Below are 22,198 nucleotides of genomic sequence, written 5' to 3' on the forward strand. Positions count from 1 at the left end.
CCGGGGGCCTCGCGAATTGCCCTGAGCGGCGATCGAAGAGCTAAACATACGGCAAATCTATAGCAGATGTTAACCGAGTTGTCAACAGTATTCTGCAGAGTTAATTTGCGCGCGCGATAAGTTTCAAACTGCAGATTCCCTACCTGCCCGCCACGGCGGGCAGGCGGCAGGCAGGCTCGGAATGAGAGCGAAAAGCTAACGCGACTCGGAGAGTCGCGCGGCCCGACAAATGCGGTCGGGCCCTACAAATGCGGCGAAGGCGCAGGCGAGGCGCAAAGCCACTGTTGCTTAGAATGAATTTTGCACCGGGAATGACTGTTACACCGGTTAGCCAAACCTGAGCATCGGACTTTCCAATTACCTAGCGTGCATTTGCAAGTCCGAGAGGCTAACCTTTTGGCGGGGAGCGGTGTCTGATACAAGTGGGGACGCTGCGTTCTTAGGCATCACAGGAGGGGCATCGATGAACACCCTCGTGCAGGACATAAAGTATGGCATTCGTGTGCTCGCCAAATCGCCGGGTTTCACGGCTGTCGCGGTGCTGTCGCTGACGCTGGGAATTGGCGCGAACACGACGATCTTCACGCTGGCGAAAGCGATTTTTCTGCAAACGGTTCCGGTGAAAGATGCAGGGCGCGTGGTGGCGTTCTTTTCCGATCAGGTGAGCCGCAAGGGACCTCCGCAGGAATATCTTGGCACACCTTATCCGAATGCAGTCGATTACGTGCAGAACCTGAAGTCCTTCACCGGCACTTCGATTGCGATTTTTAACGGATTTAACCTGACGATTTCGGGAAAGCAGACGCAGGTTACCGGGCAACTGGTCAGCGGGAATTTTTTTGACGTGCTCGGCGTGCAGCCAGTGATGGGCCGAGGGCTTTCGCCGGACGATGAAAGCTCGCGGCGTCCGGTCGCGGTGATCAGCTACAATTTTTGGAAAACACAATTCGGCTCAGACCCGCAAATTTTGGGCAAAAGCATTCAACTGGATCAGATGGAATATTCCGTGATTGGGGTCGCGCCGCAAAGTTTCCAGCAAATTGGAAACCTCGGCAGTCCTGAGGTGTGGGTCCCCATCTCCCTGGCGGATGATGTTTTGACCGGACAGGCGAAGGAAATGTTTCATGATCGCAGCTTCCGCATGACCGGGATGGTGGCGCGGCTCAAGCCCGGAGTGACGTTCTCGCAGGCGCAGAATGAGGTTCATGATCTTAGTTTGCAACTGCAAAAGGAATATCCGAAGGTCAACAGCGGACGGAACGAAACCATTGTACCGATTAACGAGACGACCGTTCCGCCGCAAGTGCACAACATATTTGTGCTGGCTGGCGCGCTGATGATGGGAATTGTGGGCCTGGTGCTGCTGATTGCGTGCGCGAACGTGGCAAATTTGCTGCTGGCGCGGGCGATGCAACGGCAGCGCGAAATAGCGGTGCGGCTGGCGCTGGGCGCTTCGCGGATGCGGCTTATCCGGCAACTTCTGACAGAGAGCCTGCTTTTGGCGCTGATCGCGGGCGGATTCGGAGTTGTCTGCGCGTACTGGGCGAAGTCGGCGATTCTTTCGTTTTTGCCGCTCGGACTCGTGCGGCGCTTCGATTTCAGCCTGGATGGCCGTGTTTTCGCATACACGCTTGCTCTCGCTGTGGCCGCGACACTGATTTTTGGTCTTATGCCGGCACTGCAGGCTTCGCGCAAAGACAGCATCGCGGCCTTGAAGGACCGCACCGGCGCGCCGACGGGAAGCACGCGCTGGTACGGCTTGCGCGGTGTGCTGGTGATGATTCAGGTAGTGCTCTCGTTGATCGCGCTCGTCGGCGGCGGTCTTTTCATCCATAGCCTTCGCAACGCCGAGCAGATCGATCCGGGATTTGAAGTGAAGCACGATATCAGCATGCTGCTGGATCCGAGCGCGGCGCACTATGCGCAACCTCAGACGGAAGCGCTCTATCGAGACGTGGTGCAACGCCTCGACACCGTGCCGATGATTGCGAGTGCGAGCGTTTCGGATGCGCCGCCTCTGGGCGGGAGTCTGGAATGGACGACGTTCCCTGATGGCGTGGATCAAAACGATCCCCGCAATGGCAGGCTGACCCCAGTCGAGGCGGTCTCTCCGGGATATTTTTCCAGTCGTAGTATGACCTTGCTTGAAGGGCGCGATTTCAACGATTCCGATGATGCGAATGGCGAAATGGTCGCCATTGTGAACACGGCCGCAGCGGATACGTTCTGGCCGGGACAGGATCCGATTGGAAAACACCTTCATTTCATTACCACAACCTGGACTGTGACCGTGGTGGGCGAAGTGAATACGGTGAAGTACGCGAGTCTGGGGGAGCCGCCGACGGCGATCATTTATTGGCCGCTCAAGCAGCACTATTCGGAGGCAGCTTTTCTCTTCGTGCGCGCGAAGGGAGATCCAACGAAGGTCATTCCCACCGTGCGCAGCGCGATGGGTTCGCTTGCGCCCGGGGTTCCGCTGCTCGCCGTCCAAACCATCGAACAGACGCTTGATCAATCGCTGACCGCGCCGCGCATGGGCGCGGAACTGCTTGGCACATTTGGCCTGCTGGCGCTGATTCTGGCGGCGATCGGAACTTACGGGGTCATGTCGTACTCCGTAACCCAGCGAACGAGTGAAATCGGGATCCGCATGGCGCTTGGTGCACAGCCTGCGAATGTTCTGCGGCTGATACTGTCGAACGGAATGGCTATGGTCGTAGCCGGAGTTGTCATCGGGCTGGGGCTTTCGATGTTGCTGGCGAAAAGCATGCATGCGCTGCTCTATGGTATCGGGATGTTCGATCCACTCAGTTTTCTCTCCACAGCTGGGCTTTTGATTCTCGTGGCGCTCGGCGCATGCTGGATTCCAGCGAGACGAGCCATGAAAGTGGATCCCATGATCGCGTTAAGGCATGAGTAGTTAGTTTCGGGCACTTCCGCCGTTTGACCTAGCCTCAAGGATTGGGTCGGTTTGAATTTTGATTTCTCGAGGAAGGGCGCAGAGAATTCAAACTGACGAGTGACCCACGCTGCGCCCCAAGCGCAGAAACATTCAGCGTGCTTCTAGGGTGCCGCCAGGGGAGTCCGTGTTCAACTCGATGAAGTCCATGACGAGGTGAGTAAAGTCAGCGGGTTTCTCCAGATACATCAGATGCCCAACGCCGGGAACGACTACGAGACGAGAGTTCGGAATTCCTGCCTCGATCGCACCGGCATGCACAAGAACATCAGCGATGTCGGCCGAGCCGACGAGAATCAATGCTGGCACATGAATCTCATGGAGTCTTGGAAGAGCCGGCTTGCCGCCCAGTGGATAATCTGCATGGCTCATATCCTGCGGACTTGCGGATAGCAAGTCAAAGAGGCGCTTTCTGGCGGCATCGTGACCCGGTGCAACGAGATACTTGTCGGCGGACCATTCGGCGATCGCGCCCTTCACATCGCCTTTGTTCAAGAGATCGAATGCGTGCTGGCCGCGATCGAGAAAAAATTGCGAGTATGGCATTCCACTCACAACCGCCCCGACGAGCACAATTTGCTGCACCATTTCCGGGTGAGCGAGTGTGAAGTCGATTGTCAGCGAACCTCCGTGGGAACTGCCTACTATGGCGGCTCGTTTTACTTTCAAGTGATGAAGCAAAGTGGTTAGATCGTCCATTTCCCAATACCACGTTGAAGCTGCCGGACTATGGCCATACCCGCGACGGTCATAACGGATTGTATGAAAACGCTCGCAAAAAGTAGGCCAGACGTCGTCCCAAACCGCCGAATCCACCACGCCATCGTGAATAAGAACAACCGTTTGTGGAAAAGCGCTGCTACATTCCTCGTAGTATATTTTTGAACCTTCAACCTGGACAAAAGAGCCAGGCGCAGACGCATTGCCGTTTTGGGAGGTGCCTTGGGCCAGGGCGCAGAATCCCAACCCGACGAACAGGAATACAATGAGAAGAGTTTTCCCTAAAGGAATCATTTAAGCCTCCGCTGACCTGTTATAACCGAGAGCATGCACAGTCTAACCTGATCGAGCCGATGCTGCCTTACTCATTCGTTTCGGATGGGCGAAGTATGCGAGGGAACCAATCTAAAGTATAGCTGCGCTAGCAGGGCGAAGTTTCACATGGAGTGCGATACACTGGAATCCGAGGAGATGTTCGCGCCATCCCATCCACTGATGCCCACGCGACCGTTTATTCCACCACGTAGTTTCCGCGCGATCCTGCGCCGCACGATTGAACTTACGCCATCCACCAAACATTTCGAATGGGAGGTGATCGAAGGCGGCGCGTTCGAATTTTACGCGGGACAATTCATCTCACTCGAAGTCCCGCGCGACGGCGAAAAAGAAGCGCGACCTTACTCGATTGCGTCCGCGCCGCGGGGCGATTCGAAATTCGATCTTTGCCTGAATCGCGTGGAGGGCGGGTACGTCTCGAATTATCTGTGCGACGTTGCAGCGGAGACAATTGTGGATGTGAATGGCCCGCATGGATCCTTTGTCGTATCGCAGCCAATGGAGCAGGATTTGGTGTTTATCGCGACGGGCACAGGCATCGCGCCGATTCGCGGAATGCTCACGGAGGTTTTGCATTCGCGTGAGGAGTTGTCGCACGATGTGTGGCTGCTCTTCGGCGTACGGCATCAGGAGACGATTCTTTACCGGAGCGAATTCGAAGATTTGGCTGCCGCGAATCCGCGATTTCATTTTGTTCCGACGCTGAGCCGTCCGGCGGGCGACTGGCAGGGCAAGACGGGGTACGTGCAGGAGCATTTGCGGAAGATTTTTGCCGGGCGGAAGGATTTCAAGACGTATATCTGCGGACTGAAGGCGATGGTAGATGAAGTCCGATTTATTCTGAAAGAGGAATTCGGGCTCGACCGCAAACAGATTCGCTTCGAAAAATACGATTAGGGCGCTTGACGAATTTTTCCTGCGGATTTCCTAGGAAGCGATTCCAAAAAAATCAGGAAACGAACGTGCAGCCCACGCGCGTGCCGCCGTCGGCCTTGCGCGTGTATACTTTGCGCAAATTCACGCGCAGGGGCGGCAAAATCGGAACGTGCAGCACGGCAAAGAATGGCGAAGGGATTTCTTCGGCGCCTTCCATGAGCAACGCCAGCCCGCCGGTACAGAGATCCGCAACGGTGGCATTTTTCTTTTCGTGGCCTGCAATCACGGCATAGGCGCGTGTTCCCGCGAGAGAAACACGTTCCCATTTTCGCCGCTCGCTGCTCGCTCGCGTTTCTGGATGCGTGACCAGTGGCGGTGCGGCTTGCGCTTTTGGAGGTGCGGGTGGTTGCTGTGGCACGAGAGCGGGCGGCTGCGATGGAGGCTGCGGCGCGGCGGGAGCGGGTCTTGCCACGTCGCGCGAACGCGCGTGCGTGCGCTGGGCATTTTTCAACTGATAGAGGCGCGTATCCGCGAGGCGCAGGAGAACTTCCTTGGTTTCGCCATCCTGCGGATGAACGGCAATGCCGTAGTCGATGGTCACACCGGCGTCCAATTTCAGAGGCGCAATTTCGCCTTCGAAGTGAGTGCGCAAACGATCGCAGAGCGTGGCGGCCTGCTCGGGATCGGCTTGCGGAAGCAGCAACGCGAATTCATCGCCGCCAATGCGAAACGCGAAGTCCGAAGCGCGCAGGTTTTTTCGCAGCGTGGTGGCGGCCAGTTGCAAAACCTGATCGCCCTGCAAGTGGCCGTACAGATCGTTCACTTCTTTCAGGCGGTGAAGGTCGAGCAGAACGAGCGCGAGATGCTGGCCGTATCGCTTGGCGCGATTGAATTCCTTGTTGCAATATTCTTCGAATAACCTGCGATTGTAGAGACCGGTCAGCGCGTCCGTTGCTGCGTTTAACTGCAGTTTCTTGAACTCCTCGTACTCCATCAAAATGGGGACGCGAAGAATGCTGGTGGAGGCAAGCACATCCACCATGGCCGTCTTGAGCGAAACGCGACGACCCATGCTTTCGGAAAGTTCTCCGCGGCGCGCGAGGATTTGGCTCCAGTAATCGAGGCTCTGCGCCTGCGTGACATCGATGCTGGCAATGGATTTGAAAAATTGCTGCAGAAATTGTGCGCGGACGGATTCCTCGAGATTGTCGAGAGTTTCGACAAGCAGGTCATAGAATGAATCGTCCGCCGAGGACGGTATATTCGACTCCGCTGGCTGGGGCATCAGAGTTTTAATCTTGGTCTTCGGAAATGAATTTCATACTCCGAGACGAGTGGCGCTCCTGCGGGGACACTAGCAGAATAGCAATGGCGATGCCAACGCTCAAAGAATTTGTGGAGGAAGCATGTTCCGTAAGATATAGAAAAAAGGGGAGAAATCGGCGGCAGGAGTGGGCTCCGGATGTGGAGAAGATTTCAAGATGAAGAATGAGAAAGGAATTCCCACTTTTCGCACATCCTATGCATGCCTGGGGCGGACCGTAAGATAGTTATTCGAGAGGCTTTAGAAATTCGACAGCGGCCAATTCCATCTCACCGCTGCTCTCCAGGCGCCGGACGCGGGCCTGGATCGGTGGCGTGCCAAGCACGCCGAGTTCAGCGGAAGCTGGGAGCGGGGCCGGGATGGTCAGGGAGATGATGTCGCCATGACGCAGCGGACGGGGACTGATTAGACGAGCGCCCAAGCTACTAATATCAAGCGTTTTGGCCAGTTCGAGGAAATTCGAACCTCCGCCATCCGTGCCACGAATGAAGAGCGGGACCTGCAAGCGAATACGTTGAAACTTTCGCCGCTCTCCATGCCCATTGCTCGAACTCATACACACCCTCAGAATACTGAATGCCCCAGCGACTAGAACCGGGGTATTAGTACTCGTTTATGCTGCAATTTGGTGGCTATTCCGTCAGTTTTTATATTCTGTAAGGCTTTTATTTTGTGTTGGTTAAGATGTGTCTATGCAGGACCTTCAAGATAGGGATGATCCGGCCAGATTGTGCAGAACTTCTTTGCATTTTAAGTGCAAAGGAAACGCATTTACCATTGACACTCCTGTGGCCCTTTGCCAACATCATCGCGCGTGGTGGTATCTGCGAAATCAGCCTGTTTAGCCTGAAAAATGAATTGGGATTCCGAGATTCTCCGAGCAAGTAGGGCCGGGAGGCGCTCTTGAATCGAACTGCATCGACCGAGGCGCAGGCGACCGGCGCGACGGTGTTCGGACTGATGTCCAGCCTTCTGGATGCGGTGGATAAACCCCTGCTTGTCACGGATCGTGCCGGGCGGATTTTGTTTGCCAATTTGCATGCGCAAGATTCGCTGAGCTGCAAGCAGGAGGAGGGAAGCAGCCAGCCAAATCTTTTTCGCGACATTCTACATGTGGATGCGAAAGGACTTTTCGGCCAATTGGAACGAGGTGAGCAGGAAGTGAATCTTCTGGTCGATGCCGCGAGCGGACGGGCGCGCGCGCGAATTCGATGGCTGCCTGAACCGGACTGGCTGGTTGTTTTCGCAGAACCGGCCCTTACCGAGGCGCCCGTCGATCAGGATCAAATGAGGCGCACGGTAAAGGATCTTCTGCAAGAAAGGGAGATCACGTACCGGAATCTGCTGGCCGCGTATCTGCGATTGCAGGAAGTCAATCGGCAGAAGACCGTTTTTCTGGGATCTGCCGCGCACGAATTGAAAACTCCACTGGCAGTGATGAAGGGTTACTATGATCTTCTGCTCTCCGAATCACTGGGACATTTGACAGAAAAGCAGCGCGATATTCTGCAAGAATCGAAGCAAAGTTGCGACCGGCTGGTCCGTCTCGTCTCAACGTTCCTGAACTACACAGCACTGGAGAGCGGCAAACTTGTGCTGCAATTTCAGGATAACGACATCAAGGATTGCATGAATGATGTGGCGATTCGATGGAAGGAAACATTTCGCCGCGCCAATGTGCATTTCGAAGTGATCATGGACGAGAAGTTGCCGATTTTCAAATTCGATTACCCCAAAGTTCAGCAGTGCATAACCAATCTGGTGGATAATGCACTGAAGCATACTCCGGTAGGCGGAAAGGTGATTCTGCAAGCAGAAACGCATTTCTGGGAAAGGCGCGTGGTTCCCACAACGCCCTCGAAAGAGCGCAGGTCGGCAAGACGGCCGCAGCCGAACAGCGTGATGATCTCCGTAAGCGACACGGGAGTGGGCATCGCTGCCGAATATCATCAGGAGATATTCGAGGATTTTGTTCGTGTCGATCCATCTTCTTCGGGGATGGGACTCGGATTGGCAATTACAAAGCGGCTGATACAGGCGCATCATGGGAAGATTTGGGTGGATAGCGAACCCGGGCGCGGAAGTTCATTCAAGTTCCTGCTGCCAACGAAAGTCGAGGCCTATAGCTATGCGTGAGGGAGCCCGCGGCCAAACGAATGTGGCCGAAAAAGAAAAGATCCTGATCATCGACGATGAGCCGAGCATCCGGAAGTATTTGCAAACGCTTCTGGAAGTGGACGGCTTCGAAGTTTCCGCGGTCACGAGCGGGAACGATGGGCTCGAAGCCATTGGCGCCGGCACGAAGCCTGATTTCGTAATTTTGGACGTGCTGATGCCGGAGATGGATGGCTTGGAGACATTGCGGCGGCTGATGTTGATGGACCGCAGCCTGAACGTAATCATGCTTTCGTGCTCCAACGAAGTGAGCACAGTGGTCGAGGCGATCCGGCTGGGCGCACACGATTATCTGACCAAGCCTTTCGAGAAGCCGGAACTCGATGCAGCTCTGCTGAAGTGCCGGCAGAAGAGGCAGCTGAAAGCGGAAAATCAAGCTCTGCGCGAATACTGCGATGAACTGACGGGAGATTTATCGTTTCTGGCCGCCAGCCCGCAAATGCTGAAAATTCGGCAGCAGATTTTCCAGGTCGCGCCGGTGGACGTGCCCGTATTCATCAGCGGCGAGAGCGGCGTGGGCAAGGAAGTCGTGGCGCGAATGATTCATCTGCGATCGGCGCGCCGGCAGCATGTTTTCGTCAAGGTAAATTGTGCGGCGCTGCCGGGTGAACTGCTGGAATCCGAATTATTCGGATACGAGCCCGGCGCCTTTACGGGAGCGGTCCGTGCCAAGCCCGGGAAATTCGAGCTGGCGAACAAGGGAACGATTTTTCTGGATGAGATTGCGGAGATCCCGCCCCACCTGCAAGCGAAATTGCTTCATGTGCTGCAAGACAATCAGTTTTCACGGCTCGGTGCGCGAGCGTCGGTTCAAGTAGACGTTCGCGTGTTGGCGGCAACGAACGTCCAAGTGCACGAAGCGATGAAATCCGGAAAGTTTCGAGAGGATCTTTATTATCGATTGAGCGTCCTGTCGCTGCACATTCCGCCACTGCGAGAGCGCACTGATGAAATACCAATGCTCTTCCGTCATTTTCTGGCGAAGCACAGCGAAAAATTCCAGAAGGCCGTGCCTGAACCTTCGGCGCATTTGATGGAAGCAGCGATGCGCTATCCATGGCCGGGAAACTTACGCGAACTGGAAAATTTCGTGAAGCGCTATGTGATTCTCGAAGATGATGATGGCAGCCTGCGGGAATTGCTGGAGCTGACGGAATCACAACAACGGATTTCTCCAAAGGAAGAGGCTGCACCCCCACGCGAGCAAGGCCTGAAGGCGCTGGTACGAAGCTTGAAGGATGAAGCGGAGATGGAGGCCATTGCAGACGCACTGGAGAAAACGAACTGGTGCCGCAAGGATGCAGCGAAGATACTGGGGATCAGTTACAAAGCATTGTTGTACAAAATGAGGCAATTTAATTTGGATTCTGGGCGTGGTGCACGTACTGGTATGGCACCGGGAGTCCCAGCAATACGCGGATCATAGGCGTAAACTGCCTGCAACAACTTGCATATTGAGTGCAGAAGGCTGAATGCCTCTGCGCGGCCATAGCGAATCCGTCATCAGGACGAAATATTCCTCTTGTTTCTTTCAAGGAAGTTTGGCACAAATTATCACCGCAGGTTGCGTGAGACCTTAGAAGAGGTTCGCGGCTGTTACGAAAGGGTTTGCGCCGATTCGGGGAGAACAAGCGCGCATGCCCGCTGGCCCTGGGGGCGGGTAAGATAGGGCCGGAATCCTCACGCAGGTACAGCGCCGAAACTTGGGAATCCAGACTTTGGAAACCGGATTGCTGCCCATTACCTCGGGATAGGGTGCGTCTGCGCACGCAGATTGAGAGGAGCATTGGGGATGACGGAGCGTCGTGTAGCTCGCCGGTATGATCTAACCCTTCCTGTCGTTGTCCAATTGCCGGTAAGCAAGGAAACAACAATTCACAATGGACGGACTCGAGACATCTCCACACGGGGTGTTTACTTCCGGTTGCAGAAGGATCTGGCACCCGGTACAGAGTTGGACTTTACGCTGACCCTTCCTGCGGAGATTACACAAGGTCAAGAGGTATTTGTGCGAGCGCATGGTCGAGTCGTTCGCGTGGATCACGCAAGCACGGAGACAGAATCATCCGCAGAGATCGGCGTAGCTGCCGTAATCGAACGATACGACATTATCCGCGGCGAATCGGCCAGAGCCTGAGTTCTGTAGCACGCGAGATACAAGGAATCCTCTGGCATCCTTTTCGGAATAACCTCCACATTCTGAAAACCGCTCTGGCAAGCATCGGCATGTGACATGCGTTAATCGCTTTATTCTCAGTATTTTGCCACTTTTCCACAATATCTTTTGTTTTCAATAATATAGCGAATCATAAGAGGATACCTGTCGCGCCTTAAACTAATCGGCCTGAGTTGGGGAAAAGGGGTTCCCTCGAGTGAAAACATTTTCCACTTTTCGGAGGTTCGCGCATGAATTTGGTATATAGAGCGAGATAGCGGATACCCATACCTAATTCTATTAACTTACATAAAATAAAAGCTTTATTGTAATATTGACAGTCGGCTTTGCGATCTTTAAGGAACCATGTACATTGGTTTTCAGTGTGCAAGTGAATGAGTCTGCACAGGGCCTAAGTTAGCGCCCTGTCTTGGAGTGGTGCAACGGTGGGAACGGCGACGCGTCAAGTTCCAAGTCGATTGAGCGGGGAGACAAATCTCACCGTGCCTCCGGACGAGGTGGTGTTCGGTCGATCGGAGGCAATGGGTGTTGTCCACCAGAAGCTGGAGAAAGTAGCTGGGGCAAATATTCCGGTCCTCTTACAGGGCGAGAGCGGTACGGGGAAAGAAATTATCGCCAAATTGATCCACAGGCGCTCGCCGTGGGAGACCGGTCCATTTGTGAAGGTGAATTGTCCGGCGATCCCAGGAACGCTTGTCGAGAGCGAACTTTTTGGCTACGAGAAGGGCGCATTTACCGGGGCGAACGGCACGAAGCCAGGACGAGTGGAAATGGCGCAGAACGGAACACTCTTCCTGGACGAAATTGCCGAACTGGAGATGGGCCTCCAAGCGAAATTGCTGCAGCTGCTTCAAGATGGCCAGTTTTGCCCGATCGGCGCGCAAGAAGACAAGCGAATCGACGTGCGCGTGGTGTGCGCGACGAATCGTAACCTAGAAGAGGAAATCGATCAGGGAAGTTTCCGACAAGACCTCTACTATCGGATCAATGTGGTGAATATTCAACTGCCGAGCCTGCGGGAGCGGACGGCTGATATTCCCTGTATCTCGGACTTCCTGCGACGGGTCTACAGCGAGAAATTCAACCGCCCAACCCAGCCACTCTCCGCACGACGGCTGGATATGATGCAGAGATATCACTGGCCGGGAAACATCCGCGAACTCGAAAACATGATGAAGCGCTATGTGATCCTTGGCTCGGAAGACGCCATTGCGATTGACCTTTCCAGCGGAGGTTCAAGTTCCTCCTCTTCTTCTTTCCTGCCAGACGTGCCGCTCAATGGGTCGATTTCGCTGAAGAAGGTTACGCGCCAAGCGACGCGCGAATTCGAAAAGAAAATCATTCTGAAAACTTTGCAAACGCACAACTGGAATCGGAAGAGAGCAGCCAGTGCCCTGAATATCAGTTACCGCGCCCTGCTGTACAAACTGAAAGAAGCGGGCGTGCCAGGCCGCAAGGTCTCGGAGAATCCGCAACCCCGGAATTAAGCGGGAGTTTTCTTCGAGTTTTTGCAAAAGGAGCAGGGAGACATGAACGCCGTTGTTATGGGTAAGGGAAAATGGATGTTACTTGCGCCGGCGCTGCTGATCGCGCTGTTGGTGACATACGGTCAAGACAAAAAGACGGCGTCTGCCGCAGCGGATCCTCCGTCGAAGGCGGTTCAACCGGAACAGCCGGCAAGTACTGTGGAGAAGCCTGTAATTGACGCGAAGTCTTACGTTATTGGCGAAAACGACATGCTGGACATCGATGTGTGGAAGGAAAAGGAGATCTCACGGCAGATACCTGTGAGGCCAGATGGCAAGATCTCGCTACCGCTGATCGGTGAAATTCAGGCAAGCGGGCTTACACCGCTGCAGCTTCAAGACAATATCACGCGGCTCCTGAAGGCATACATTGAGAATCCGGAAGTGACCGTGATCGTTGATGACCCGCGCAGCCACCAATTCAACATCGTCGGTCAAGTGACGCGGCCAGGTACTTATCCACTGAGCGAATCCATGACCGTCCTCGATGCCCTCGCGGAAGCGGGCGGATTCAGAGATTTTGCAAAGGAAACGAAGATTTATGTTTTGCGGCCTGTTCCCGGAGGGATACGAGTGCGCATTCCGTTCGATTACAAGGCCGTGATCCGCGGACGCAGCCTGCAGGAAAACGTGGTGTTGAAACCTGGGGATACGATTGTAGTTCCTTGAGATCGGCTGAATGCGACGACTGATACCAATCCGAGCAGGCGCTTGTGCGGCGATTCTCTTGCTGGCCACATCCGCTTGGGGACAGAGCAATGGCGGAACGCCCTCGCTGAACTCAAACGTCCCCGTGCTGGCAAGTGGTCAAATGCCAGCGGCGATACCCTCGGCCAGTGCTGAATTGGAGAACGTTTTCCAGATGAACCTTTCAGCAGGGACGCATTTTGATGACAATGTGCTTCCGGGATTAACGCCGCGGCAATGGGATTCGGGCTACATCTTCTCTCCCTCATTCGGGTTCACGGAAACGTTGCCTCGGGTAGATTGGGGAGTCGACTACGGTCCAGGCATTGATATCAGCCAAAATCTAAACTATCGAAATCAGTTCACGCAGAAGTTTGACGGGCACGTGACTTGGCTAACGTCAGCGCGCGGGACTTTGATGGCCCAGCAATACTATCTGGTCAGCACGGATCCCTTCGCGCAACTGGGCCAAGGCAATAATTTGCCTGGCCCGGGCGTTTCACCCAATCAGTCGGTATACCTCCCGAACATTCGACGAACTCAAATTGTTTCCAATGCTTTGTACTCTTACCAGATCGGGGAACACACGATGTTCGGGCTGGGAGGCGGATTTAACCAGGAGCGCTTTGACAATACGCCGCATTCTGGTCCAACGACGGCATTGATTTACTCCCAGGTGGCTTCCGGAGAGGCCTACATTTCGCACCAGTTCAACGCAAAGAACCAATTGGGAGTTCAGTATGGCCTTCAGGTACTGAAATTCCCACGTCAGAACGCACGGACCACGACTCATTCGTTTGAGGTTTTCGATCAGATGAATATTTCGCCAACCAGCAGTTTCACGCTATACGGCGGACCGGAATATTCCCAGACGGCCAACGAAATCGAACTGAGCCTGGGCTTTATCGTCATCACTATTCCGGTCAGCGCTAACCAGTGGTCGGCAGCCGGCGGGGTGATTTACAACTGGATCGGGAATCGCGTTGCTGTATCGGTCGATTACTCGCGGAGGGTCAGCGATGGCGGTGGTTTGGTAGGAGCAGTGGAACTGAATACAGGATCGGCCAAATTGACCACAAGGCTGACATCGCGATGGTCTTTTTTCACGACGGTTGCAGGCAGTTCTGACCAATTGCTGGCGTCTTCTTCCTCGTCGCAGGGTTCGATGCTGACTTATTCCGGCGAGGTTGGGTTGCAGCAGCAAATCTGGCGAGATGTCGCGATGAATTGGTTTTATGAAAGATTGAATGAAACCGGAGGCTTTGCGGGGTTCCCGGTCGGGAACCATGACATAGCCGGCGCGTCGCTTACTTACACGTTTACGAAACCGCTTGGGAGGTAGGAATGCTCGACGACCTACAAGATTCACAGGCCCGGGGACTGGAAGAATATTGGGATATCGTGCGGCGGAGAGGGTGGATTCTCCTGCTCACTATTTTCTTGTGCTGGGTGACTGTCTGGGGGCTGGGGTGGTTCCTGCCTGAGACGTACGACTCACAAGCGGAGATCGAGTTGCAGCAGCAGCAGGTCTCCCCGAATCTCGTGGCGCCGAACGTTTCCGCGAGCATGGATGAGCAGTTTCAGATCATCGAGAACGAGGTTCTTACCCGGAGCAAGCTTCAGGGCATCATCGACCAATTCCATTTGTACACCCACCAGAACCGACTGATGGCGCTCTTCGAGCCCGCCGATCACGTCGAACAAATGATCCATGACATCAAGATCGAGGCTATGGAAACGCCAGGACGCGACAAACAAGTGACCGCGTTCAAGGTCAGCTATTCTGCGGCCTCTCCCCAAATTGCTTTTGAAGTGGACAAGAAGCTCTCGGAACTGTTCCTGCAGCAAAACACGGTTCAGCAACAGCAATCTGAGAGCACGACGGCGTTCTTCAACACTGAATTGGGCAACGCGAAGGCCGATCTTGCGAAACAGGAGGCCCAAGTTCAAGCATTCCGCGCTCAACACCTCGGAGAGCTTCCCGACCAACTCCAGAGCAACATGCAGATCCTGCAGGGGCTGGAAGGACAATTGCAGAACGTGCAACTCGCACTGGACCGCGCGCAACAGCAAAAGCTCTACCTGCAATCCACGGTGCAACAGTACGACGCAGCACAGGCGGATTTAGGGAGTGGAGATCCGAACTCGGCCGTGTCGCCGCCGGCGCTCGACAAAGAAATCAAAGACCTGCAGCTGCAACTCGCGCAGGAGCGCTCGCAGTATACCGATAACTATCCGGATGTGATCGCGCTCAAGGATCAGATCGCGAAAACGGAAAAACTAAAAAAGCAAATCGAAGACGAGATTGCGAAGAACCAGAAGTCAAGCAAGACGGGTGCAGCTACAGATCCCGCCGTCACGGCGGACGTGCAGAACGGGCAGCCTTCGGCAATGATGCAGATCCAAAGCCAACTGAAGGCAAATCAACTGGAGATTCTGGAACTCCAGGGAACACAAAAGGCTCTGGAGGGGCGCATCGCGGACTATCAGGCGCGATTGAACGCTACACCTGCCGTGCAACAACAACTGACGGACATTTCGCGCGGCTACGATGAGGCGCAGACGAACTATAACAATTTGCTTGCCAAACAAAATGAGTCGCAACTGGCGACAACACTCCAAGAAAATCAGCAGGGTTCGCAGTTTTCTCTGATCGATCCGGCGAGCACGCCGGTACAGCCCTCCTCTCCGAACCACATCCTGATCAGCCTCGGGGGGCTGGGATTTGGAATCGCTCTGGCGATCGGTCTGACGGCCTTGCTCGAACTGACGGGCGCGCGCGTCCGCCGAGAGAAAGATTTGGAAGGGCTGGTGCCGGCTCGCGTTCTCGTAGGCATCCCGCAAATCAGCACACCGGCAGAGGATCGGCGCCGGATGCTGATGCGCTGGATGACGCGTGGAGCCGCAGCGGTAATAGTCGTTGTTATCTTGCTTGGTAACGCGTACGCGATTTATCGAGGCTAATTGGTATGTATAGAAAATTTTTCGGGCTAACGCGAGAGCCTTTCGAGATCAGCCCGGACCCATATTTCTTCTATCCGACGCCGCGGCACAACGAGGCACTGGCAAACTTGAATTATGGCGTGCAACGGCGAAAGGGATTCGTGGTCGTGACCGGTGAGGTGGGAACGGGCAAGACGCTGTTGGTGCGATGCCTGCTCGACTCGCTGAATCACAATCAGGTCGCGTTCGCGTATGTGTTCAACCCGCGGCTCTCGGTGCCAGATTTTCTGCGTTACATGCTGACCGATTTGCGGCTTCCCACGACGGGGCGGACGAAGAGCGAAATGCTGGCACACCTGAATAATTACCTAATCGCGCGATTCCGGCGCGGGACGACGGCCGCGCTGGTGGTGGACGAGGCGCAATTGCTCAGCTGGGAGCTGCTGGAAGAAATTCGGCTGCTGACCAATTTGGAAACGGCGCAACAGAAACTCCTCCAGATCGTGCTCGTGGGCCAACCGGAGCTCGATCGCAAGCTCGACTCACCGCACCTGCGGCAATTGAAGCAGCGCATCGGGTTGCGCTGCCGTCTGGAGGCGCTGCGGCTGGATGAACTTCGCGGCTATATTCAGCGCCGGCTCGAACTTGCGGGGGCAAATTCTCACGGAGCTACGATTTTCTCGGAAGATGCGATTGCGGCGGTTCACACATATTCCAAGGGAATTCCTCGCCTGATCAATACGCTCTGTGAGAATTCTCTGGTGTCCGCCTACGCGAAACAAACGAAACAGATCTCAGCGGAAATCGTTCAGGAAGTCGCTGCAGATTTTCGCCTGGACGTGAGCTCACCGACGTTAGCGCCGGATCCGGAAGACGGCGAAGTGAAGAGGAAGGCACTGAAAGCATTGTTTCGGATGATCGAAGAACTCGACGGAACGCCAGAGAAGCCTCTGGATGATGCCAATCTGGAGTCAGGAGCCTAAGCAGAATGAGCCGGCTATACGAAGCGTTACGGAAATCGGAGCAGGAGAATCAACAAAAGGGAGTGGCCACGAGCGATGCGCCGCAACCGACGGAGGTCCTTGGCAGCGTTGCTCCCGCCGTGATGACGGCGACGCCTATGGAGTTGGAGGCGGCCAAGACGGTGCGACCGCAAATTTCTGCGGAACGTCATCTTGTTGCGCTGGCCGACCCGCACAGCCTGGCAGCGGAGAAATTCCGCGTTTTACTCACCCGGCTGGACAACTTGCGAGGCCAGCGCGAATTGAAGTCGGTGCAAGTCACGAGCGGCGTGACGGATGAGGGTAAGACGCTGATTTCTGCGAATCTTGCCGTGACTCTCGCGCGACACTCGCAGACGCGAATCCTGCTGGTGGAGGGAGATCTGCATAATCCGGGCCTGCATTCCCTTTTCGGTTTGAATGGCCTGAAGGGTATTTGCCAGTGGTGGGGCGATCCGAAAAGTTCGATTACGGATTTTGTCTATCGGTTGGGCGATTTGCCGCTCTGGTATTTGCCGGCTGGCGGGAAATTTGAAGAGGCGGCAATATTGCTTCAATCCGGCCGCTTCGCGGAGACGTTCTCGCAGCTTGCGGGACTGTTCGACTGGACAATTGTGGACTCCACACCGTTGCTTCCCATGGCGGATGCGAACATCTGGAATCGACTTGTGGATGGAACTCTGCTCGTAGTCCGAGAGAACGTGACACCGATCAATCCGTTGAAGAAAGGGCTGGCGAGTCTCGACGATCCCAAGCTAATCGGCGTGGTGTTGAATGGCGCGTCGGAATTCGACCGGGTCAGCTATTACGACCAATACTATTCGACTCATAATGGTGCGAAGAAAAATCAGGCAAAGGGCAAAGCTGCGGAGGTTCATGAGTGATTCGGTTCTTTCACACATACCTGCCGGCACGCACGCTGCTACTGGGGATTTCGGAGGCGGTGCTGATTGCAGCCGCATTTGTGGCGGCGACGTTCGCGCGACTCGGCAGAAACGATGCGAGCTTGATGCTGAATTACGGTCAGGGCTTTCTAAAGATTCTGATTGTCGCGGCCGTGTTCGTCCTCTGCATGTATTACTTCGATTTGTACGATTCCTTCATTCTGAGCAACCGTAGAGAAGTCGTAACACGTCTTGTCCAGGTTCTTGGCACGGTTTGCATTTTGCTGGCGCTGCTGTATTTCCTTTTCCCGCATTTGGATCTTGGACGGGGAATTTTTTCAATTGGCTTGGCCTTTGTCGCCTTGATCCTGTTCGCGTGGCGGCGATTGTTTTTGGCTGTGAATACCATGCCGCAATTTGCGGAGCGAGCGCTGATTTTGGGCGACGGCGCCCTGGCGAAATCGTTGCTCGAAGAGATTGAGTCGCGCAAGGAATTGGGAATCCGCGTGGTCGGGCAAATGCGCCAGATTGAAAACGGCGATCCCCGTTACGCGAATCTCTCGAACGAAGAGCAGTATGAGGTGCTGGCACGGCAAGTGGAGTCTTATCGCGCGGGACGGATCATCATCGCGATGGGCGAGCGGCGTGGCCGCCTCCCTGTGGAGGCGCTCCTGCGACTGAAGGGGCGCGGCGTACAGATTCAAGATGGTCCGGACGTCTATGAAGCGATCACCGGCAAGGTGCCGCTCGAGAACCTTCGATTGAGCTGGCTCCTTTTCTCGCCGAGCTTTCGGGTTTCAAAGCCGCTGCTCGTGTATAAGCGAGTGTTTTCTTGCATGATTTCGATTGTGTGTCTGACGGTGGGCTCACCGCTGCTACTTTTCGCAGCCATCGCGATTTGCCTGGACTCCAAGGGGCCAATCATCTTCAAGCAGAAGCGCGTCGGTCAAGGTGGAAAGCTATTCACTCTATATAAATTCCGAACCATGATTGACGGAGCAGACCAGGACGACAATTACCGCCCGGCGGAAAAGACAGACGATCGCTTTACGCGCGTAGGCCGGTTGCTTCGCCGCACGCGAATCGACGAGCTGCCGCAGGCGTTCAATGTCCTGAAAGGCGATATGTATTTCGTCGGGCCGCGGCCATTCGTCCAGAATCAAGAGATGGAGTGTGTTGAGAAAATACCCTATTACCGGCAGCGCTGGTCCGTCAAGCCGGGAGCGACGGGCTGGGCGCAGATCAACCGCGGATACTGCGTGACGCTCGAAGACAACGTGGAAAAACTTGCGTACGACTTGTTTTATATCAAGAACATCTCCATTGGCCTCGATCTCTTAATCATGTTCCGGACGTTGAAGATCTTGTTGTTGGGCCGCGGCTCTCGATGAACCATTTTGCCCAAGCCGTTTTCTGGACGGGTGTCGTTTGGCTGGCTTATGTCTATGCCGGCTACCCGCTTTGCCTCTGGCTGATTGGCCGGTGGAAAGCATTCAAGCCGACAAGCCAGACAGAATTTACTCCGAAAGTTTCCGTTCTGATCTCCGCGCGCAACGAAGAAAAAGACATTGCGTGGAAAGTGGCGGAAACGCTCGGCTGGAATTATCCGGCGAATAGATTGGAACTGATCGTTGCGTCCGACGCTTCGGAAGACCGGACCGACGAGATTCTGAAAAGCATCAAGGACTCGCGGCTGAAGTATATCCGCATGGATAGCCGCACGGGCAAGAATGAAGCGCTGAACCGCATATCACAACTGGCGACCGGAGAGTTGCTTTTCTTCACTGACGCAAATTCACATATCGGCCAGGACTGCCTGCGTCAGATGGCACGGCACTTTGGAGATCCACGCACCGGTTGCGTCACTGGCATGGAGAAAACCCTACGCGATGGAGACGGCGAAGCTGTCGCGACGGGCACACGGAAATACCTGGAGTATGAATTCCTGATTACCAATCTGGAGAGCCGGCTCGGATCTGTGTTGGTTTGCGATGGATCGATTTTCTGCGTTCGGCGAGAACTATATGTGCCTCTCGTGCCGGATTTGGCGAATGATCTGGAGCTGCCTCTGCACATCGCGAGCAAAGGCTACGCTGTGCTCTGCGAGCCATCGGCGAGATCGCTGGAAAAAGCGACACAGTCTTCCCGCGAGGAATTCAATCGCAAGCGCCGGATCAGCGCGCAGGGCATGCTGGGATTCTGGAGGCTGCGGCATTCGATTCACGGATTGCGGCGCTGGCAATTCGCTTCGCGCAAGCTGCTTCGCTGGCTGATTCCGATTCCGCTCGCGGCGCTGCTGATCTCGAGCGCGTTTCTGGCTGCACGACCGTTTTTCCTCGTCTGCCTGGTGCTGCAATTGGTCTGCTACGCTCTGGCGCTTGTGGGAATGATTCTGGAATCGATCGGTCGCAAAGGCAGCGGCATTCTGGCGATTCCGTATTACTACGTTCTGGTTCATGTCGCAGCAATCCTCGGTGTCTTCCAGACAATTTTTGGCAAGCGGTTCGCTGTGTGGGATGTTGCGACGCAATCGCGCGGATGCGAAGCGCAACGAGTTGGCGTGGGGAAAGCATGAGCGTAGAACTCTGCCGCGATTCTGGAGCATGGGACGCGTATGTGGAAAGGAATCCGCGAGCGACGAATTACCACCGCTGGCGCTGGAAGAAACTGATCGAAGACACGTACGGACACAAGGCGTTTTATCTCGCCGCCCAGGAAGACGGGAAGATTCGCGGCGTGCTTCCCCTGGTTGGAATCAAGAGCTGGCTCTGGGGCCGCTTCCTGGTGTCCATGCCTTTTTTCTCTTACGGCGGAGTCGTGGCAGATACGCCGGAGGCCCACGAAGAACTCATACGTAAAGCCGAGAACCTCGCAGGCCAATGGGGCGCAAAACACATCGAACTGCGGCAAGCGGAGGCACTCAACGGAAACTGGAAATCGAGCGCGGCGAAGGTTTCCATGGCGGTTCCGCTGCCGGAGACGCCGGAGAAATATTTCGGCTCGCTGGCTTCGCGCCTGCGGACCAAGATTCGCAGCGCGCAGAAGCAGGGATTGAGCGCGCAATGGGGAAAGGAAGAGCTGGTCCAGGACTTCTACAGGGTTTTTTCCTGCAACATGCGCAATCTGGGAACGCCTGTTTATCCTCGCGCATGGTTTGAGAATTTTCTGCGAGTAGCGCGCGATTCGAGCCACATACTCTTAGTGTGGGATGGAAAGGAGCCCGTGGCGGCGACATTCATCACGACGTACCGCAATCACGTGGAACTGCCTTGGATCGCGTCGACGCCGGCGGCACGAGGCAAATACTCGACGGTTTTTCTTTATTGGACAGCGCTGGAATGGGCGGCGCAGAACGGTTTCCGGCGAGTGGATCTGGGACGCTGTACGCCAGGCAGTGGAACGCACCGGTTCAAGACGCAATGGCAGTGCGAGGAAATTTCGCTTCCGTGGAATTATTGGATGAAGGATGGAGGAATGCTTCCACAGCTTCGACCGGATAACCCGCGATTCCATCTCGCTGTGGAGGCGTGGAAGCGCCTGCCGTTGGGCGTCGCGAATTTGCTGGGACCGCGAATCGTTCGCGCGATTCCATAAAACGCACAGAGCCGAGGAATTTTCGGGAATGAAAATGGAATGCAATTCGGAGCTGCGAAACATTTTCACTGTGGACGTAGAGGATTGGTATCACATCCTCGACATTCCATCCGCGCCTGCAATTTCGGAGTGGGCGGGTTTGCCCGCGCGAGTTGAGAAGAATTTTCGGGATTTGCTCGACCTTTTCAGCGCCACAAATGTGCGCACGACGTGTTTCTTTCTGGGTTGGATTGCGGAGCGCTTTCCACATCTGGTACGAGAAGCCGCTGCGCGCGGACATGAAGTGGCGTCGCACGGATATGCGCACCGGCTTGTGTTTGAGGTGACTCCCGGAGAATTCCGAGAGGATGCAATGAGATCGCGGAAGCTGCTCGAAGATTTGTCGGGAGCGCGAGTGCAGGGCTACCGCGCGGCAGGCTTTTCGAGTACGAAGGATTCGCCGTGGTTTTTCGAGGAGCTCGTTGCAGCGGGCTATGAATACGATTCGTCGATTTTTCCTGCAGAGCGTGGCCACGGCGGCATACCGCTCGCGCCACTCGAACCTCACGTTGTGGCGACGCCATCGGGAACGATCTCGGAGTTTCCGCTGACCGTCGCCGATTGCTTGGGGAAGCGCCTGTGCTTTTTTGGCGGCGGATATCTTCGCTTGTTCCCCTACGCGCTGATCCGCAAAATGGCGAGGCAGGTTGCGGCGTCCGAACGGCCGGTCATTTTCTACGTGCACCCGCGCGAAATCGACCCCAAACATCCCAGGTTGCCCATGAGATTTTCGCGCCGGTTCAAGTCGTACGTCAACTTGCGCGGCACAGAGAAGAAAGTGCGGCGCATCCTTGCGGATTTTCCGTGCACCAGTTTTCGCGACCATCTGAAATCACACGGAATGCCGAAGCGTGTGGTCACCTCGGATTTCGCTACGATGCCGGAGCTTTTCTTGAATGACAATCGGCCGGCGCGGGACCTCGCCGACTCGCCAGCCGCTGTGAAAGGGAGAAGCTAG

18 protein-coding genes are annotated in these 22,198 nt (G+C 55.2%); 15 read left to right on the forward strand and 3 right to left on the reverse strand.

Translation table 11 applies throughout. From position 1 onward, the window contains the following. Positions 1-463: 463 nt before the first annotated feature. On the forward strand, positions 464-2,920 hold the full coding sequence (locus tag VGR81_02450; protein ID HEV2287792.1) for an ABC transporter permease: 2,457 nt from the start codon (positions 464-466) through the stop codon (positions 2,918-2,920). Positions 2,921-3,052: 132 nt separating this feature from the next. Here VGR81_02450 and VGR81_02455 read toward each other — a convergent pair whose 3' ends face one another. After that, complete coding sequence (locus VGR81_02455) at positions 3,053-3,973, reverse strand: alpha/beta hydrolase (protein ID HEV2287793.1); 921 nt, start codon at positions 3,971-3,973, stop codon at positions 3,053-3,055. A 147-nt stretch (positions 3,974-4,120) separates the two neighbouring features. On the opposite strand from VGR81_02455, the gene VGR81_02460 reads away from it, so the two are divergent. Then, the gene (locus tag VGR81_02460) at positions 4,121-4,912 is read left to right on the forward strand and encodes an FAD-dependent oxidoreductase (protein ID HEV2287794.1); all 792 of its coding nucleotides are present in this window, start codon (positions 4,121-4,123) and stop codon (positions 4,910-4,912) included. A gap of 52 nt (positions 4,913-4,964) precedes the next feature. Here VGR81_02460 and VGR81_02465 read toward each other — a convergent pair whose 3' ends face one another. Together VGR81_02465 and VGR81_02470 are read right to left on the reverse strand one after the other, a co-directional pair. Beyond that, the gene (locus VGR81_02465; GenBank protein ID HEV2287795.1) at positions 4,965-6,176 is read right to left on the reverse strand and encodes a GGDEF domain-containing protein; all 1,212 of its coding nucleotides are present in this window, start codon (positions 6,174-6,176) and stop codon (positions 4,965-4,967) included. Between the two features lie 265 nt (positions 6,177-6,441). Beyond that, complete coding sequence (locus tag VGR81_02470) at positions 6,442-6,771, reverse strand: PilZ domain-containing protein (GenBank protein ID HEV2287796.1); 330 nt, start codon at positions 6,769-6,771, stop codon at positions 6,442-6,444. A gap of 347 nt (positions 6,772-7,118) precedes the next feature. On the opposite strand from VGR81_02470, the gene VGR81_02475 reads away from it, so the two are divergent. From VGR81_02475 to VGR81_02535, 13 genes are all read left to right on the forward strand, one after another. After that, the gene (locus VGR81_02475; GenBank protein HEV2287797.1) at positions 7,119-8,351 is read left to right on the forward strand and encodes a HAMP domain-containing sensor histidine kinase; all 1,233 of its coding nucleotides are present in this window, start codon (positions 7,119-7,121) and stop codon (positions 8,349-8,351) included. Beyond that, positions 8,344-9,816 carry a sigma-54 dependent transcriptional regulator gene (locus VGR81_02480; GenBank protein ID HEV2287798.1) on the forward strand — a complete coding sequence of 491 codons (1,473 nt, stop codon included), beginning with the start codon at positions 8,344-8,346 and terminating at the stop codon, positions 9,814-9,816. Before VGR81_02475 ends, VGR81_02480 begins: the two co-directional genes overlap by 8 nt. Positions 9,817-10,182: 366 nt before the next feature. Continuing rightward, complete coding sequence (locus VGR81_02485; protein HEV2287799.1) at positions 10,183-10,527, forward strand: PilZ domain-containing protein; 345 nt, start codon at positions 10,183-10,185, stop codon at positions 10,525-10,527. Positions 10,528-11,066: 539 nt separating this feature from the next. Then, positions 11,067-12,053, forward strand: a complete 987-nt coding sequence (locus VGR81_02490) for a sigma 54-interacting transcriptional regulator (GenBank protein ID HEV2287800.1) — start codon at positions 11,067-11,069, stop codon at positions 12,051-12,053. A gap of 42 nt (positions 12,054-12,095) precedes the next feature. Then, complete coding sequence (locus VGR81_02495; protein HEV2287801.1) at positions 12,096-12,761, forward strand: polysaccharide biosynthesis/export family protein; 666 nt, start codon at positions 12,096-12,098, stop codon at positions 12,759-12,761. Between the two features lie 58 nt (positions 12,762-12,819). Continuing rightward, positions 12,820-14,121 (forward strand): hypothetical protein, encoded by a 1,302-nt coding sequence (locus tag VGR81_02500; GenBank protein HEV2287802.1) that lies wholly within the window; start codon positions 12,820-12,822, stop codon positions 14,119-14,121. 2 nt (positions 14,122-14,123) lie between these two features. After that, positions 14,124-15,743 carry a hypothetical protein gene (locus VGR81_02505; protein ID HEV2287803.1) on the forward strand — a complete coding sequence of 540 codons (1,620 nt, stop codon included), beginning with the start codon at positions 14,124-14,126 and terminating at the stop codon, positions 15,741-15,743. 5 nt (positions 15,744-15,748) lie between these two features. Continuing rightward, positions 15,749-16,705: an AAA family ATPase gene (locus VGR81_02510; protein HEV2287804.1), complete on the forward strand. Its 957-nt coding sequence runs from the start codon at positions 15,749-15,751 to the stop codon at positions 16,703-16,705. 5 nt (positions 16,706-16,710) lie between these two features. Further along, positions 16,711-17,607 (forward strand): CpsD/CapB family tyrosine-protein kinase, encoded by an 897-nt coding sequence (locus VGR81_02515; protein HEV2287805.1) that lies wholly within the window; start codon positions 16,711-16,713, stop codon positions 17,605-17,607. Continuing rightward, complete coding sequence (locus tag VGR81_02520; GenBank protein ID HEV2287806.1) at positions 17,604-18,998, forward strand: sugar transferase; 1,395 nt, start codon at positions 17,604-17,606, stop codon at positions 18,996-18,998. The genes VGR81_02515 and VGR81_02520 overlap by 4 nt, the downstream gene beginning before the upstream one ends. Beyond that, positions 18,995-20,182 (forward strand): glycosyltransferase family 2 protein, encoded by a 1,188-nt coding sequence (locus tag VGR81_02525; protein ID HEV2287807.1) that lies wholly within the window; start codon positions 18,995-18,997, stop codon positions 20,180-20,182. Before VGR81_02520 ends, VGR81_02525 begins: the two co-directional genes overlap by 4 nt. Further along, positions 20,179-21,201, forward strand: coding sequence for a FemAB family XrtA/PEP-CTERM system-associated protein (locus tag VGR81_02530; protein ID HEV2287808.1), 1,023 nt, complete (start codon positions 20,179-20,181; stop codon positions 21,199-21,201). The genes VGR81_02525 and VGR81_02530 overlap by 4 nt, the downstream gene beginning before the upstream one ends. A gap of 28 nt (positions 21,202-21,229) precedes the next feature. Continuing rightward, a complete protein-coding gene (locus VGR81_02535) occupies positions 21,230-22,198 on the forward strand; it encodes an XrtA system polysaccharide deacetylase (protein HEV2287809.1) in 969 nt (322 codons plus the stop codon).

The organism is Candidatus Acidiferrales bacterium (assembly GCA_035934015.1).
In the GTDB taxonomy this organism is placed as follows: domain Bacteria; phylum Acidobacteriota; class Terriglobia; order Acidiferrales; family UBA7541; genus DAHUXN01.